Origin of the sequence: Pseudotabrizicola sediminis, from assembly GCF_004745575.1 — a bacterium.
Taxonomy (GTDB): domain Bacteria; phylum Pseudomonadota; class Alphaproteobacteria; order Rhodobacterales; family Rhodobacteraceae; genus Pseudotabrizicola; species Pseudotabrizicola sediminis.
In genome coordinates, this window is the sequence record NZ_RPEM01000005.1 from 62,027 (window position 1) to 77,164 (window position 15,138).

Genomic DNA, 15,138 nt, shown 5'->3' on the forward strand with positions numbered 1-15,138 from the left:
CTAGAACCGATAGGCCAGCCGAAGCCCGCCCCAGTGGCGACCTTTGACGCTGATCGGGGCAGAAACATCTTTCATCATCACGAAGTTGCCCCCACCCATATCACGCCGGTAAATCTGCATCAGGAAAGGTGCCGTGGACGTCCCGGCCCCCAGACCTACGCGGTCATCGAAAATGCGTCGATTGCGGCAATTCGCGGCATTCCAGACCGGATCATTGCCCTGAGGGGCCGAAAATTTCCGGTTGTGGGTTGGCAGATAGCCGTCACGCGCCACCGCTGCGCAAAAGACGACCCTTGGGTCTAGCGTCAACATCGATTCTTGCACGGGGGGGAACAACCGGTCGGTCAGACTGGTGTAGGGGGCCATGACCTGGGTCGGGTTGCTGCCGAGGATTGGCCGATAGTCAGACGAAAACAGCATTTGTTGACTGATCTCGCCACCGTCCACGGCGTGTTCCAAGACCTCGCCCAGGCGGGTTGCAGCCACCATTACCGCGTCGATCAGCGGACGGTCTTCCGAGGAACCGCCCAGTTCGAACATGTGTTGCACCATGCGCTCGCTCAGCGTGATCAGGTTTGACACGCGGTGGCGCGCGTCATTTATCATCTGGGTCTGGTCGATGACACCTTTGTAAAGCGACAGGAACGTTGGGCCGAATCCCTGCATGACGCTGCGCATCTGTTGTACACCATTGCCCATTGCGGCAAGTTCCGATCCCGCCACGCTGGCCTGTGTGCCAAGATGCTCCAGCGCCGATCCGGCCGAGGCAAGGTCACGCAATCCGGTTTCGGTCTGACCGACAACACCGTCGGCCTCGGCCCGTAAGGCGGCGATTTCACTGGCCAGAGATCCCACCGTTTCCGAAATCACCCGCGCGGCATTTGTGGTTTGTGCCGAGAGTGCATTGACCGCATCTGCCACCACGGCAAAGCCGCGCCCCCGGTCGCCGGCGCGGGCAGCCTCGTTCTTGGCGTTCATCGCAAGCATATTCACTTCGCGTGCGATGTCGAGGATGCGCGAGTTTGACGCCTGTGTTGCGCGCATCGCCTCATCAATCCGGGCGAGTTGGCCGCCCACACCGCTGACCCAGCCCATGACCTGCTGGCTTGCCCCGATCGCATGATGCAATTGCGCAGTGGATGCCGCCAGCACGTCGATCAGGCTTCCCATCACCGTAGACAGGCGTTCGGTCGTTCCGACCATGGAGGCAGACGCCTGCGACACGCTGCGGGCGCTGTCGCGCACTTCTGTCAACCGTGTGACTTGTTGGGCCGCGGCATCATCGACGCCGTCGAAGAACCCCACCACATCAACGATGTCATGGCCAAGCTGCACAGAGGCGGTGACCATTTCATCCATGATTTTGTCAACACCCCGCCGGGCGGGATGATCGAGGGGCGGCAGAGGAGGACGGTCCTTGATAGGTGCGGCAGTTTCCATGGTGTCCTCGCGGCCAGGGGGCAGATTGCACTCTGACCGATGCCTGTTTCGGCGAGGTTAACCGCGCTGGTACATCCCCTCATAGATCGGAACCAGCGTTTCCGTCTCGAACAGGCTGGACACACTGGTGCCATTCCAGATGTTCAGGATCGCCTGCGCAAACATGGGTGCGGTGGGAACGATGCGGATGTTGGAGGCTGCTGTTGCAGCGGCGCTTTGCTCGATGGAATCGGTGATGACCAGTGATTTCATGACAGAATTCTTGATCCGCTCCACCGCTGGGCCCGACAATACGCCGTGGGTAATGTAGCTGTGTACCTCGGTCGCGCCGTTTTCCATCAGCACTTCGGCGGCCTTGCACAGGGTGCCCGCAGTGTCGCAGATGTCGTCGACGATGATACATTTCTTGCCGGTCACATCACCGATCACGTTCATTTCCGCAATCTCGCCCGCCTTTTCGCGGCGCTTGTCAACGATGGCCAGCGGCGCGTTGATCCGCTTGGCCAGTTCGCGGGCGCGGGCCACACCGCCCACGTCGGGCGAAATGACCATCAGCTGATCCATCTGGCCCTTGAAGTGATGCTCGATATCCAGTGCAAAAACCGGGCTGGCGTAGAGGTTGTCCACCGGAATGTCGAAAAACCCCTGAATCTGCGCGGCGTGCAGGTCAAGCGTCAGCACCCGGTCAACGCCGGCACTTTCGATCAGGTTGGCCACCAGCTTGGCCGAAATCGGGGTGCGGGCCTTGGCGCGACGGTCTTGCCTGGCATATCCGAAATAGGGGATCACGGCGGTGATCCGGCTGGCCGAGGACCGACGCAGCGCATCGACCATGATCAGCAGTTCCATCAGGTTGTCATTGGCCGGGTTCGAGGTTGGCTGGATGACATACATATCCTCGCCACGCACATTCTCGAACACTTCGACAAAGATTTCCTGATCATTGAAGCGTTCGATCCGGGCGTCGACCAGCCCGACGGACATGCCGCGATGCACAGACATGCGGCGGGCGATGGATTTGGCAAGCGGCATGTTTGCATTGCCGGAAATCAGCTTGGGTTCGGTGATGGCGGGCATGGTTGGTCTCCGGGGCCACGGAATCGGATCGTTGACACCGCTTATCACCCGACTAGGGTCTTGCAAACCGATGCAGGGGAAGACTTCGTCAAATGACACAAATCGATTACTTTTTCGCAACCATGTCGCCATATTGCTATCTTGCCGGAACCCGTCTGGAAGAGATTGCCACGCGTCATGGGGCAACAATCTCTTACAAGCCGATCAATCCGATGGCCCTGATGCCGCGCACAGGCGGTCAGGTGCTGGCTGACCGGCATGAAAGCCGTCGTGCCTACCGCCTGCAGGAGTTGCGGCGGCTGCCGCTCAAGCTGGGAATGTCGCTGAACCTGAAGCCTGCCTATTTTCCGACGAATGCCGCCCCGTCTTCCTATGCGATCATCGCTGCGGCGGCGACGGGTGCGGATGTGGGGGCTCTGGTGCATGCGTTTTGTCGTGCGGTCTGGGCGGAAGACCGGGACATCGGCGATGATGCGGTGGTGAAGGACATTCTTGGTGCCAACGGGTTTGACCCCAAGCTGGCTGATTCTGGCCTGTTGATCGGGGCCGAAACCTACGGTGCCAATCTGGAAGAGGCGGTCGCGCGCGGGGTGTTTGGCGTGCCGTTCTATCTGGTGGGTGAAGAGGCGTTCTGGGGGCAGGACCGGCTGGCCGATCTGGATCTGTATCTCTCGGGCAAGCTTTGACGCCTCAGCCGCGAAACGCGGCGAGCAGGGCATCGACATCCCCTGTCGTCGTGGACCACGCGCAGACAAGGCGGCACAAAGAGTCGTCACTCTGGCTGTAGACCGCCCCCGCCGCTTTTGCGCGGGCGTGGGCGGCCGCGGGCAAGCGGGAAAAGATCATGTTGGCGGGGGTTGGGTGCAGGATTTCGGCTGCGGGAAGCTGCGCCAGACCTTTGGCCAGCCGGGCAGACATGGTGTTGGCGTGGCGGGCCATATCAAGCCACAGGTCATCGTGAAACCAAGCCTCGAACTGAGCCGCGACAAAGCGCAGCTTGGAATTCAGATGGCCGGCGCGTTTGCGGCGCAGTTCGGCTTCCCACGCGTGTTTGGGCTTGAACAGCACCACGGCCTCTGCCCCCATCAGCCCGTTCTTGGTGCCGCCAAGGCTGAGCACATCAATGCCCGCGCGCCAGGACAGCTCGGCGGGTGTGGCCCCTGTGGCGGCGAGCGCATTGGCAAACCGCGCGCCGTCCAGATGGGTGGGCAGGTCGTGGCGGCGTGCCACTGCCGTCAGGGCAGAAAGCTCGGCGGCGGTGTAAAGCGTGCCGGCCTCGGTCACATTGGTCAGGCTGACCGCGCCTCGTTGAGCCACGTGGACCGAGCCACCGGTCTGGGTGATGGCCTGTTCCAACGCATCCGGGCTGAGCTTGCCGTGCGGGCCATCAATCAGCGTCAGCTTTGCGCCGCCTGAGAAAAACTCTGGCGCGCCGCATTCGTCTTCGGCGATGTGGGCGTGGCGGTGGCAGAAGGTGGTGGCCCAGGGTGGGGTCAGCAGCGACAGGGCAATGGCATTGGCGGCGGTGCCGGTGGTCAGCAACAGCACTTCGGCCTCTGGGGCTTCGAACAGCACGCGGATGCGGTCGCGCAGGGCATGGGTCGCGGCGTCGTTGCCGTAGGACAGCGCATAGCCCGCATTGACCCGCTCCATCGCGGCAAAGACCGACGGGTGAACCGGCGCGCCGTTATCCGAGGCAAAAAACATCAGGGGGTTTCCTCGATGGTATAATCTTCCCAGTCATCCTCCGACACCTCGAATTCCGGGATCGTCCAGCCCCGTACAGAGGCCCCGGCGGTGTGCGTGCTTTCCGGGTCACCGGTGATCAGCGGGTGCCAGTCGGGCAGGTTTTTGCCTTCATGCAGAAGGCGGTAGGCGCAGGTGCGGGGCATCCAGTAGGCGATCTTCGGCAGGGTCTTGGGCGACAGTTGCACACAGTCTGGCACGAATTGCTTGCGGATCGGGTATTGCATGCAGCGGCAGGTCTCGCCGTCCAGCAGGCGGCAGGCGACGCGGGTGTATTCCACCTCGCCGGTGTCTTCGTATTCGATCTTGTTCAGACAGCACTTGCCGCAGCCGTCACACAGCGCCTCCCATTCCTGAGGCGTCATTTTCGTCAGCGGGATGGTTTCCCAGAACTTCGGACGCATTGGGGGGCCTTGGGGCAAAGGGTTACAGGGCGGCAAGAATGGTGCGGGCCTTATCGCAGTCGGCGGCCATCTGGGTGATCAGGGTGGGCAGGCCGTCGAACTTCAGCTCGGGGCGCAGGTAATCGACAAAGGCGATGGACAGGTGGGTGCCGTAAAGATCACCTTTGAAATCAAAAAGGAAGGTTTCAAGGTTGGGCTGGTTTACGCCGAACATCGGGCGGATGCCAAGACTGGCGGCCCCGTTATAGCTGCCTTTGTGCGGGCCGGACAGCACATCTGCCTTCACCGCATACACGCCATGTTTGGGCAGGTGCAGCCCCGCAACCGACATGTTGGCGGTGGGATAGCCCAGCTCGCGCCCGCGCTTCTCGCCGTGGATCACCTCGCCCTCGATCCGGTGCCAGTGGCCCAGCATCGCCGCCGCGTCGCGCGGGCGGCCGTCAGACAGGGCCGTGCGGATGGCCGAGGAAGAGATCGGCTGGTCGGCGCTAGTGATCAGATCGGCGATGGTGGTCGCAAAACCATGAGCTTTGCCAAGGCTTTGCAGATCACGCGCCATTCCTGCGCGGGCCTTGCCAAAGCAGAAATCGGCGCCCACAACGACATGGCTGATGCCAAGACCCTGCGCCAGCACCTCGCGCACAAATTCCTCGGGGGTCAGCGCCGCAAGGGCTTTGTCAAAGGGGAGTTCATACAGATGCTGCACGCCCAGCTTTGCCAGCCGGTTCAGCCGCGCCTCGGCGTTCATCAGGCGGAAGGGGGGGGCGTCGGGGGCAAACACCTCACGCGGGTGCGGCTCGAAGGTGATGATGCCAAGGGGCGCGGACCCACGCGCAAGGTCGATCACCGCCTGATGCCCCAGATGTACGCCATCGAAATTGCCCATGGCACAAGATGCGCCACGGGCGGATGGGGGAAGCCCCTGCCAGGATCGGTGGATCTGCATTCTACCCCGGTCTGGGGCAGGTGCCCCGTCAGTCGAACTTGCGGCTTGGTGCCAGTACCAGCGCTTCGCCCTTTAGCACCACCGTTTTACCCACAGAGCAATGGGTTTCAAGGGTCACCCGGCGTTTTGCATGGTCGATTGCCGTGACCGTGACCACCGCGTCGACCACATCACCGGGGCGGACCGGGGCCATGAAGCGCAGGGACTGGCCCAGATAGACCGTGCCGTGGCCTGGAAGCTGTTCGCCGATGACGGCAGAGATCAGCCCGGCAGTCAGCATGCCATGGGCGATGCGCCCCGCAAATATGGTGTCCTGCGCGTAGGCATCATCAAGATGTACCGGGTTGCGGTCGGTCGAGACTTCGGCAAACAGCTCGATATCGCGGTCGGTGATCAGCTTTGAAAGGCCGCGGGACATGCCGATTTCAAGGTCTTCGATGCAGATGGTGCCGCGGGGCATATTGTCCAACATCTTGCGATTCCCGTGATTGTGCTGCTATGACATTAGCAAATGCCGCAGTGCAGCGCAATTCCGTTGCGCAAGTTATTTTCGATTATGTCGCATCCGGCGCAATTATGTTACCGTCTTGATCGCGGTGTCAGCGCAGATAGCCGATGGCATAGGTGGCGGAAAGCTGGTGACCGTCCAACCATTTCAGCAGCAAGTCATCGTTCGGATTGTGAAAATCAGGTCCAAATTCCGTCGCGGCGATGCCGCCTGTCACAAATAGCGTGTCCAGCCCTTCACCCAAGCCGCCCTGCACATCGGTATGGACCCCGTCGCCGATGCACAGGATGCGGGCGTCTTCCATCCCCAGCCGTTTGCGGGCCAGATCGTAGATTGGCGGGTGGGGTTTGCCGTAATAGAGCGCCTCGCCCCCCATCTCCTCGTATTCTTTCGCCAAAGCGCCTGCGCAATAAAGCCGCTTGTCGCCCATATCGACGATGATATCGGGGTTTGCGCAGAGCATTTTCAACCCTTTTGTCTTTGCCATCAGCAGCTTGGCCCGGTAATCGTCAGGCGTCTCGGTCAGGTCGTCGGCCAGCCCGGTGCAGACGATGCCGGTGGCCTGGTCCAAGGGCACGCGGGTGATGTCCGCTGTTGCGGTCAGATGGGCCAGATCATCTTCGAAATCGGTAAAGAAGGGTTCATCCCTGGGTGCGCCGATGTGGTGCACGCGCGGCCCCGCGGCACCCGAAAGCATCGCGGCCTGTGTCGCGTCGCCGGAAGAGGCGATGTCATCCCAGGTGTCGCGGGGCAGGCCCATGCCGTCCATCTGCTTGAGAACACTGGATTTTGGCCGGGGCGAGTTGGTGACCAGAATGACCTTGCCGCCCTGCGCGCGGAAGGTTTGCAGCGCCGCGACGGCGGCCGGAAAGGGGGTCACGCCGTTGTGCAGGCAGCCCCAGAGGTCACAGAACAGGGCGTCGTAGCGGCCTGACAGATCGGCAAGGGAGCGGATGATCTGGGTCATTCGGGCGGGGCCTTTCCGGGGGAATCGAAGGTATGATCTGCGTCTGGTTTGCGTATGGCAAACGTATGGCAAGCGTCGGGCTGTGTGTGCGCGACGCCTGCCAGACGTATTTTCAGAGCTTGAGCGCCGGAATGATCTGTTTTTTGCGGCTCATCACGCCGGGCAGCACGACGGTGTCGCCGGTGACGGTGCAGCCGAAGGAGGCTTCGGCCATCTGGCTGACCAGATCGTTGGGCACCAGCAGCGTGGCTTCTTCGCGCAGGATGTCGACGACGAACAGCAGCACCTGATCGGCGCCGTCTTCGCGGGCCACGCCTTCCATCGCGGCCATCAGGCTGGCCTTGCGGTCGAGCACGATTTTCGGCGCGGTGGTTTCCAGCACCGAGACGCGCAGCTCTTTGCCCGCGACAGAGTACTCTTTCGAATCCATCCGCAGCAGTTCGGCATCGGTGAAGGCCGAGACGTCGGATTTGGCTTCGAACATCGCGGTGGCGAGGTCAGAGATCGACACGCCCAGATCGGCGGCCAGCGCCTCGGCCACGGCGCGGTCATGCGCGGTGGTGGTGGGCGAGCGGAATTCCAGCGTGTCGGACAGGATGCACGACAGCATCGCGCCCTTGATCTCGCGCGGGGCCGAGGCGACCGCGTCGCCCATCAGGTCGTGCAGGATGGTTGCGGTGCAGGCCAGCGGGCGGATGGTGATGTCGATCGGGGATTTGGTCTTCAGGCCGCCGACCAGCATGTGGTGGTCGATGATGCCGATGATCTGCGCGTCATTGATCGAGGGCGGCAGTTCGGCGGGGTTGTTGGTGTCGACGATCACCACTTTGTCGGCGGCGGTGACATCGGCGATGATTTCGGGCTTGGTCAGGTTCCAATGGGTCAGCATGAAGGCGGCTTCGGTATTGGGTTCGCCCAGCAGAACCGGTTTGGCCGGGGTATTCTGCACGTTGGACAGATACCACGCCCAGATGATGGGCGAGCCGGTGGAATCGGTGTCGGGGGATTTGTGGCCGAAAACGAGCGTGGTCATGGGGCACCTATGCGCATGGAGTTGGGGCGGCTTATAGGGGGCTGCGCACGGGTTGTCACGGGGTTGACGGTCTGGGGTGCGTGTCTGATCGGGGGCTTGGGTAGGGCGGGGTTCACCCCGCCTTGTGCGTGAAGAATGGCGGGGTGAACCCCGCCCTACCGCTACCGGATCGGGGTCACGGTCCAGCCTTGTTTCTCCAGCAGAAAGGGGATGCCGTGTTGCCCCGGCAGGTGCAGCGCGCCGAAGGCGGCGAGGGTGGGGCCGCGGGCGGCGGCGGCCTCGATCACCGCAATCCAGTTCTGGTTGCGGGTGATCAGCAGGGCCTGTTCCATTCTGGCCAGATCCGCATCGACCTGTTCGGGGGTGTAGCCGGGCATCTGCAGCGAGATGTCGCGCATCAGCTCCCAGATCAGCCGCGATTCGCCTGCGAAATAGGTGTCGGCGAGGGTGGTGATGTAATCTTCGGCCTGATCCTCGATGGCGAGCGAGGCGCGCAGCATGGCGATCTGATCGGCGCGCGAAAAGGTGTCGAACAGGGTGAAGACGGTGTCATGGGGTTCCAGACCCTGCACCGGGATACCGCGCTGTTCTGCGGCGGCGATGATCAGTTTGTCGAGCCCGAGGCTGGTTTGCGCCTGCACCTCGGCCATCATGCACGGGGGCACGGCCAAGAGGACGCTGATGTACCACGGCTGGAACTTTGCCGCCATGAAGCCGGGCATGCCGCGCCGGGTCATGGCCGTGGACAGGGCATCCCATTCGGCAGGCTCCATCAGTTCGGGCAGGGTGCTGTCTTGCATGATGAACAGGCTGGGGTCCTGGGCCACTGCGGCCATCAGGGCGGCCTCTTCTTCGGGTCCGGCTTCGACCAGCAGGGTGGTGGCGGTGTCGAGATGGGGGGTGATGGCGGCGAGCATCTGGTCATGGCGCGGGTCGCCAAGGTGATAGGTGCCGACAAGGGTGATCTGCTGGTCGCCCTTGGTGGCGCGGAACAGGTTGCCCTGATGGAAGGGCTGAAGGGCTGCGGCCTGTTCCAGACGGCTGCGGTCTTCGGCGGGCATTTGCGCAAGCAGGTTGGTGCCGTTGCACGCGGCATGGGCGGGCAGGGCGAGGGGCGCGGCCAGAAGGCACAGCAAGGTCAGTAGGATACGCATGATCTTTCCTTCGGATTTGGCCAAAGGGTGGCAGGCGGGGACGGGGATGCCAAGTAAAAATGCGGGCATCGGGCGGGCGCGCTGTGGTTGACAGGCGGCGCGGTTCCCCCTAGATAGACGTCGTTAGCACTCGCCTTGAGTGAGTGCTAAACGATTTAACCTGGAACCTAAAGGGAGTGTTACCAGATGGCTTTCAAACCGCTGCATGACCGCGTGCTCGTCCGTCGCATCCAAGGCGAAGACAAGACCAAAGGCGGCCTGATCATCCCGGATACCGCCAAGGAAAAACCAGCTGAGGGCGAAATCGTCTCGGTTGGTGAAGGCGCGCGCAAGGATTCGGGCGAGCTGATCGCACCGTCCGTCAAGGCTGGCGACCGCATCCTGTTCGGCAAATGGTCGGGCACCGAAGTGACGCTGGAAGGCGAAGAACTGCTGATCATGAAAGAAAGCGACATCCTCGGCATCATCGCCTGAGGGATGGGTGGCGGGGTGAACCCCGCCCTACCGCTTATCTGTTCAACCCATTGAAGGAGCTACAAAATGGCTGCTAAAGACGTACGTTTTGACACCGATGCCCGCGACCGCATGCTGCGCGGCGTGAACATCCTTGCTGACGCTGTGAAAGTCACGCTGGGCCCCAAAGGCCGCAACGTGGTGATCGACAAATCCTTCGGCTCGCCCCGCATCACCAAGGACGGTGTGACGGTTGCCAAGGAAATCGAACTGGCTGACAAGTTCGAGAACATGGGCGCCCAGATGGTGAAGGAAGTCGCTTCCCGCACCAATGACGAGGCTGGCGACGGCACCACCACCGCGACCGTGCTGGCACAAGCCATCATCAAGGACGGCCTGAAAGCCGTTGCCGCCGGTATGAACCCGATGGATCTGAAGCGCGGCATCGACCTGGCTGTTGTCAAGGTTGTGGCGGCGATCAAGGCTGCTTCGCGTCCCGTCAAGGACAGCGCCGAAGTCGCTCAGGTCGGCACCATCTCGGCCAATGGCGAAGCGGAAATCGGTCGCCAGATCGCTGATGCGATGCAGAAAGTCGGCAACGAGGGTGTGATCACCGTCGAAGAGAACAAGGGTCTGGAAACGGAAACCACCGTTGTCGAAGGCATGCAGTTCGACCGTGGCTACCTGTCGCCTTACTTTGTCACCAACGCTGACAAAATGATCGCCGATCTGGAAGACGCCTACATCCTGCTGCACGAGAAGAAACTCTCGTCGCTGCAGCCGATGGTGCCTTTGCTGGAAGCCGTGATCCAGTCGCAGCGCCCGCTGATCATCATCGCGGAAGATGTTGAAGGCGAAGCCCTTGCCACGCTGGTCGTGAACAAGCTGCGCGGCGGTCTGAAGATCGCTGCTGTCAAAGCCCCGGGCTTTGGCGATCGCCGCAAGGCGATGCTGCAGGACATCGCCATTCTGACCGGTGGTCAGGTGATTTCCGACGATCTGGGCATGAAGCTGGAAAATGTCGGCATCGACATGCTGGGCCGTGCCAAGAAAGTCACGATCAACAAAGACAACACCACCATCGTTGATGGTGCTGGCGACAAGGCCGAGATCGAAGCCCGCGTGGCCCAGATCCGTGCGCAGATCGAGGAAACCACCTCGGACTACGACCGTGAGAAGCTGCAAGAGCGCGTGGCCAAACTGGCTGGCGGTGTTGCCGTGATCAAGGTTGGCGGCATGACCGAAGTCGAAGTCAAAGAGCGCAAGGACCGCGTTGACGACGCGCTGAACGCAACCCGCGCTGCCGTCCAAGAAGGCATCGTGGTTGGCGGCGGTGTGGCGCTGATCCAGGCTGGCAAGGTTCTTGAAGGCCTGACCGGTGCAAACAGCGACCAGAACGCCGGTATCGCCATCGTGCGCCGCGCGCTGGAAGCCCCGCTGCGCCAGATTGCTGAAAACGCTGGCGTCGATGGCGCTGTCGTGGCTGGCAAGATCCGCGAATCCAACGACGTGACCTTTGGCTTCAACGCTCAGACCGAAGAATATGGCGACATGTTCGCATTTGGTGTGATCGACCCGGCCAAGGTGACGCGGACCGCTCTGGAAGATGCAGCTTCGGTTGCGTCGCTTCTGATCACCACCGAAGCCATGATCGCTGACAAACCCACCAAGGAATCGGCTGGCGGCGGCGGCGGCATGGGCGGAATGGGCGGCATGGACGGCATGATGTAAGCTGCGGCTTCCATCATCTGACACGTCGTTTCCGTCAGGAAACGAGGGGCGGTCCGCAAGGGCCGCCCCTTTTTCTTTGTCCGGCCTTGATCTGGCCGGAAAGCCGGGGGATGAAAGCGCGGTTGCCGGAGGTTTGATGGCCCATTTGCTGATGCTTGCGCCCGCGCCTGTGATCCGCCTGAAAGGTGGGCGGCTGCGGCTGGATGTGAAGTATGTCGAGGGCATGCGGGCGCATGACGCGCTGTGGGACGGGGCGGTGTCGGCGGTGGTCTGGGAAGGCGCCGGGGCGGTGCCCTTTGGGGCCGATTATGCGCCGGAGGATCTGGGGTTTGACCTGACGGTGCTGCCTGCGGGGGCACTGGTGCCTGTGGCGGGGGCCGATCTGATTGCGGCGCCTGCCGATATGGCCGGAGTCCTGGCGCTTGCGGGCGGGCCGGTGCCGGTGGTGTTTGTGGTGGAATACACGATTGGCACGCGGCTGCGCATCGTGGCGCTGGACCGCGACCGGGGGCTTTTGCGCAAGGGCTGGTCTGCGCTGTGGAATCTGGCGGTGGAGGCGCGGCGGCGGGCGGCGTTCCGGCGGGCGGCGGGGGTGCAGTGCAATGGCTATCCGGCGTTTGACGCCTATGCGGGCCTTAATGCACGGACCATGCTGTATCTGGATGGTCGGATGCGCACGGCGATGATGGCCACGCCGCAGGAGATGGCGTCACGCGCGGCTCATTGTGGCCCGCTGCGACTGGTGCATTCGGGGCGGCTGGAGCCGATGAAGGGCGCGCAGGATCTGGTGCCGGTGGCGCGCGGGTTGGTGGCGCGTGGGGTGGATTTCACGCTGGATGTGTTTGGGACCGGTGCGCTGGAGGCGGAACTGCGCGCGGGGGCCGAGGGACTGGGCGGACGGTTGCGCCTGCATGATCCGGTGGATTTTGAAACCGTGCTGGTGCCGTGGATGCGGGGAAATGCCGACCTGTTCCTGAGCTGTCACCGGCAGGCGGACCCGTCCTGCACCTATCTGGAAAGCCTTGGTTGCGGGGTGCCGGTGCTGGGGTACGCCAATGAGATGTGGGGACGGATGGCGGCGGAAAGCGGCGGCGGCTGGGCGGTGCCTTTGGGCGACCGGGGTGCGCTGGTCGAGCGGATTGTGCAGCTGGCGGGCAGGCGCGAGGCTGTGACCGCTGCCGCGCGATCGGGGCTAGCGTTTGCGCAAGGCCATGGATTTGAAACGGAATTCGCCCGCCGCATGGCGCATTTCGCGGCCTGTCTGCCGCCGCAGCGTACGGTGGTCTGAGGCCGCATTAACCCATTGTTGATAGCCCTGTCCCTCGCATGGCCGGGGGAAACCGCTGGCCGCTGGGACCAAGCGAGGGTTTAGAACATGAACAAGGCGATTACCGACGGGCTGGTGCTGATGCCGCCGCCATTCTCTGCGGGGTTGAACCTGTGGTCGCGCGAAGACGGGCAGCCGGGGCAGGGGTCTTATGCCGGGCAATCCAACGCGGCTATCGTTCCGGCGGATCAGGATTTCGGCGGCGCGCTGGAGCTGCAAAAGACACAGGCGACGCAGAAGCTGCGCTGCTTTCAGCAGATTCCGATGCAGCCGGGTCTGTATCTGCGGGTGACGGTGCGGATCAAGGGGATTTCAGGGGCCTTGCCCTCGGTGCGGATCGCGGGCTGGGCGGGGCGGTCGAACGGCACCAATGTGCCGGGGGTGGTGCAGACCGGGCCATCGGTGGCGCTGACGCAATACGGGCAGGTGGTGGAGGTGACGGCGATCATCGGGGCGGGGGGCCGTGGTGGCGTGACGATGGCCTGGGGGGCGAGTGCGACCTATGGCCATATCGGGCTGGACCTGACCGGGCCGAATGGTGGGGTGGTGCGGATTGACGATATCGAGATCGAGGATGTCACCGGGATTTACCTGCGCGACATTTTCGATGCGGTGGATGTGCGCGATTTCGGGGCGCGCGGCGATGGGGTGGCGGATGACACGGCGGCCTTTGCCGCCGCCGATGCGGCGGCGCAGGGGCGCACGGTGACGGTGCCCGCGGGCACCTATCTGATCGCGGGGAACCTGACGATCAACAACCCGATCCGGTTTCAGGGCACGCTGACCCAGCCTGCCAATGTGCGGCTGGCGCTGACGCGGAACTATGATCTGGACACCTATACCAGTGCCTTCGGGAATGAGCTGCTGGGCTTTCGCAAGGCGTTGCAGGCGTTGTTCTATTTTACCGATCATGTGGCGCTGGACCTGTCGGATCGCCGGATTGATCTGGTGGAGCCGCTGGATGTGGCGGCGATTGCCGGGCTGACCACATTCGCGCAGCGCCGGTTCCTGACCAACGGCCAGCTGAATGCCGTTGCCGGGCCGGGATGGGATACGGTGGAGGTGACATCGGGGGCCACCTATACCCCGGCCAATCCGAATGCGCTGACGGCAGTGGCCAATATCGCCGCCATTCCGGTGGGGGCGCGGGTCAGCGGCACTGGCGTGGGGCGTGAGGTCTATGTGACCGACAGGAATATCGGCACCAATACGCTGACGCTGAGCCAGCCGCTGTGGGGCGGGGCGGGGACGCGGGTGCTGACCTTTACCCGCTATAAATATCTGCTGGATTTTTCGGGGTTTGAGGATCTGTCGCGGTTCGAGCTGGACCGGCTGGACCTGAACTGCAACGGGCTGTGTTCGGCGGTTATGCTGCCCCGCATCGGGCTGACGCTGACCATCAAGGATTGCGTGTTCAACCGCCCCAAGGATCGCGGCATCACCTCGACCGGGACCGGCTGTCAGGGGCTGATCGTGGATGGCTGCCAGTTCTGGTCGAACGAGCAGCCGATGCTGGCGCAGGACCGCACCACGATTGCGCTGAACGTGAACGCCAACGATGCCAAAATCCGGTCCAACCGGGTGGTGCGCTTTGCGCATTTCATGGTGGCGAATGGCGGTGGCCATCTGATCAGCGGCAACCACTTCTTTCAGGGCGACAACGCGCCCTCGGGCATCCGGCGTGCGGGACTGATCATCACCCAGACGAATCCGCGTGTGACCTTCACCGGAAACTACGTCGACAACTGCTTTATCGAATGGTCGAACGAACATGACGCGGACCCCGATTTCACCACCGGGCTGGGGTTTGGCAACCTGTCGATTGCGGGCAACCATTTCTATGCCAGCGGTGTCGCGCCGTGGTTCCGCTGGATCGTGATCGCGCCAAAGGGGACGGGGCATTTCGTGCAGGGCCTGACCATTTCGGACAACACCTTCCGCGCCGTCAATGGCGCGGTGGACCGGGTAGATGCGGTGGATACCACCCATGCCACACTGGATTTCAGCCGGTTCCGCAATGTGAGTTTCGGGTCGAATGCGTTCAACGGCGTCAGTCAGATCGCGATGAACCCGCTGACGATTCTGCACACGCAGAACACCGAGGCTGCGACATGGGTGGTGGATGGCGGGGCGTTCATGCCGTTCGGGGCGCGGGTGCGCAACACGCAAAGTCTGGTGGCCGATGGCGCGATCACCAATGCGGCGGGTGTGGCGCAATATGTGATGCCCTATGTGCAGAACGAGCAGGGGGCAGACCGCAATCTGGCGCATCTGCGCTGGCCCGTGGCGGTGAAGGGCAAGGTGCTTGCCACGCTGCGCTGCGACAACCCGACCTGAGGCACGGTTCGGGGC

14 protein-coding genes are annotated in these 15,138 nt (G+C 62.8%); 5 read left to right on the forward strand and 9 right to left on the reverse strand.

Annotated elements, in window-relative coordinates; genetic code table 11:
• On the reverse strand, window positions 1-1,359 hold the full coding sequence (locus EEB11_RS08610; protein ID WP_167852705.1) for a methyl-accepting chemotaxis protein: 1,359 nt from the start codon (window positions 1,357-1,359) through the stop codon (window positions 1-3).
• A 138-nt stretch (window positions 1,360-1,497) separates the two neighbouring features.
• Entirely contained in the window at window positions 1,498-2,517 is a 1,020-nt protein-coding gene (locus EEB11_RS08615; RefSeq protein WP_135430300.1) for a ribose-phosphate pyrophosphokinase, read from the reverse strand.
• A gap of 92 nt (window positions 2,518-2,609) precedes the next feature.
• Here EEB11_RS08615 and EEB11_RS08620 point away from each other — a divergent pair, with 92 nt between their 5' ends.
• Complete coding sequence (locus EEB11_RS08620) at window positions 2,610-3,203, forward strand: 2-hydroxychromene-2-carboxylate isomerase (protein ID WP_135430302.1); 594 nt, start codon at window positions 2,610-2,612, stop codon at window positions 3,201-3,203.
• 4 nt (window positions 3,204-3,207) lie between these two features.
• Here the strand turns inward: EEB11_RS08620 and EEB11_RS08625 are convergent, their stop codons facing one another.
• The 7 genes from EEB11_RS08625 to EEB11_RS08655 form a co-directional block, all read right to left on the reverse strand.
• On the reverse strand, window positions 3,208-4,224 hold the full coding sequence (locus EEB11_RS08625) for a threonine aldolase family protein (protein ID WP_135430304.1): 1,017 nt from the start codon (window positions 4,222-4,224) through the stop codon (window positions 3,208-3,210).
• The gene (locus EEB11_RS08630; protein ID WP_435531101.1) at window positions 4,224-4,667 is read right to left on the reverse strand and encodes a YcgN family cysteine cluster protein; all 444 of its coding nucleotides are present in this window, start codon (window positions 4,665-4,667) and stop codon (window positions 4,224-4,226) included. Before EEB11_RS08630 ends, EEB11_RS08625 begins: the two co-directional genes overlap by 1 nt.
• Before the next feature lie 22 nt (window positions 4,668-4,689).
• Entirely contained in the window at window positions 4,690-5,613 is a 924-nt protein-coding gene (locus EEB11_RS08635) for a bifunctional riboflavin kinase/FAD synthetase (protein ID WP_135430308.1), read from the reverse strand.
• A 28-nt stretch (window positions 5,614-5,641) separates the two neighbouring features.
• Window positions 5,642-6,085 (reverse strand): MaoC family dehydratase, encoded by a 444-nt coding sequence (locus EEB11_RS08640; RefSeq protein ID WP_135430310.1) that lies wholly within the window; start codon window positions 6,083-6,085, stop codon window positions 5,642-5,644.
• Window positions 6,086-6,212: 127 nt separating this feature from the next.
• A complete protein-coding gene (locus EEB11_RS08645; RefSeq protein WP_135430312.1) occupies window positions 6,213-7,088 on the reverse strand; it encodes a TIGR01459 family HAD-type hydrolase in 876 nt (291 codons plus the stop codon).
• Window positions 7,089-7,200: 112 nt separating this feature from the next.
• Window positions 7,201-8,121 carry a manganese-dependent inorganic pyrophosphatase gene (locus EEB11_RS08650; RefSeq protein ID WP_135430314.1) on the reverse strand — a complete coding sequence of 307 codons (921 nt, stop codon included), beginning with the start codon at window positions 8,119-8,121 and terminating at the stop codon, window positions 7,201-7,203.
• Window positions 8,122-8,282: 161 nt separating this feature from the next.
• Complete coding sequence (locus EEB11_RS08655) at window positions 8,283-9,275, reverse strand: TraB/GumN family protein (protein ID WP_135430316.1); 993 nt, start codon at window positions 9,273-9,275, stop codon at window positions 8,283-8,285.
• Window positions 9,276-9,461: 186 nt separating this feature from the next.
• Here EEB11_RS08655 and EEB11_RS08660 point away from each other — a divergent pair, with 186 nt between their 5' ends.
• The 4 genes from EEB11_RS08660 (at window position 9,462) to EEB11_RS08675 (ending at window position 15,123) form a co-directional block, all read left to right on the forward strand.
• Entirely contained in the window at window positions 9,462-9,749 is a 288-nt protein-coding gene (locus tag EEB11_RS08660; RefSeq protein WP_118149858.1) for a co-chaperone GroES, read from the forward strand.
• Between the two features lie 66 nt (window positions 9,750-9,815).
• Complete coding sequence (gene groL, locus EEB11_RS08665) at window positions 9,816-11,459, forward strand: chaperonin GroEL (protein WP_135430318.1); 1,644 nt, start codon at window positions 9,816-9,818, stop codon at window positions 11,457-11,459.
• 136 nt (window positions 11,460-11,595) lie between these two features.
• On the forward strand, window positions 11,596-12,747 hold the full coding sequence (locus EEB11_RS08670; protein WP_135430320.1) for a glycosyltransferase: 1,152 nt from the start codon (window positions 11,596-11,598) through the stop codon (window positions 12,745-12,747).
• Between the two features lie 87 nt (window positions 12,748-12,834).
• Window positions 12,835-15,123, forward strand: coding sequence for a glycosyl hydrolase family 28-related protein (locus tag EEB11_RS08675; RefSeq protein ID WP_135430322.1), 2,289 nt, complete (start codon window positions 12,835-12,837; stop codon window positions 15,121-15,123).
• The last annotated feature ends 15 nt before the right edge of the window (window positions 15,124-15,138 follow it).

Bases quoted from the DNA above. Each gene is read 5' to 3' on its own strand.
- EEB11_RS08610 (WP_167852705.1), bottom strand. From the start codon at position 1,359: ATGGATGAAATGGTCACCGCCTCTGTGCAGCTTGGCCATGACATCGTT.
- EEB11_RS08615 (WP_135430300.1), bottom strand. From the start codon at position 2,517: ATGCCCGCCATCACCGAACCCAAGCTGATTTCCGGCAATGCAAACATG.
- EEB11_RS08620 (WP_135430302.1), top strand. From the start codon at position 2,610: ATGACACAAATCGATTACTTTTTCGCAACCATGTCGCCATATTGCTAT.
- EEB11_RS08625 (WP_135430304.1), bottom strand. From the start codon at position 4,224: ATGTTTTTTGCCTCGGATAACGGCGCGCCGGTTCACCCGTCGGTCTTT.
- EEB11_RS08630 (WP_435531101.1), bottom strand. From the start codon at position 4,667: ATGCGTCCGAAGTTCTGGGAAACCATCCCGCTGACGAAAATGACGCCT.
- EEB11_RS08635 (WP_135430308.1), bottom strand. From the start codon at position 5,613: ATGCAGATCCACCGATCCTGGCAGGGGCTTCCCCCATCCGCCCGTGGC.
- EEB11_RS08640 (WP_135430310.1), bottom strand. From the start codon at position 6,085: ATGTTGGACAATATGCCCCGCGGCACCATCTGCATCGAAGACCTTGAA.
- EEB11_RS08645 (WP_135430312.1), bottom strand. From the start codon at position 7,088: ATGACCCAGATCATCCGCTCCCTTGCCGATCTGTCAGGCCGCTACGAC.
- EEB11_RS08650 (WP_135430314.1), bottom strand. From the start codon at position 8,121: ATGACCACGCTCGTTTTCGGCCACAAATCCCCCGACACCGATTCCACC.
- EEB11_RS08655 (WP_135430316.1), bottom strand. From the start codon at position 9,275: ATGCGTATCCTACTGACCTTGCTGTGCCTTCTGGCCGCGCCCCTCGCC.
- EEB11_RS08660 (WP_118149858.1), top strand. From the start codon at position 9,462: ATGGCTTTCAAACCGCTGCATGACCGCGTGCTCGTCCGTCGCATCCAA.
- groL (WP_135430318.1), top strand. From the start codon at position 9,816: ATGGCTGCTAAAGACGTACGTTTTGACACCGATGCCCGCGACCGCATG.
- EEB11_RS08670 (WP_135430320.1), top strand. From the start codon at position 11,596: ATGGCCCATTTGCTGATGCTTGCGCCCGCGCCTGTGATCCGCCTGAAA.
- EEB11_RS08675 (WP_135430322.1), top strand. From the start codon at position 12,835: ATGAACAAGGCGATTACCGACGGGCTGGTGCTGATGCCGCCGCCATTC.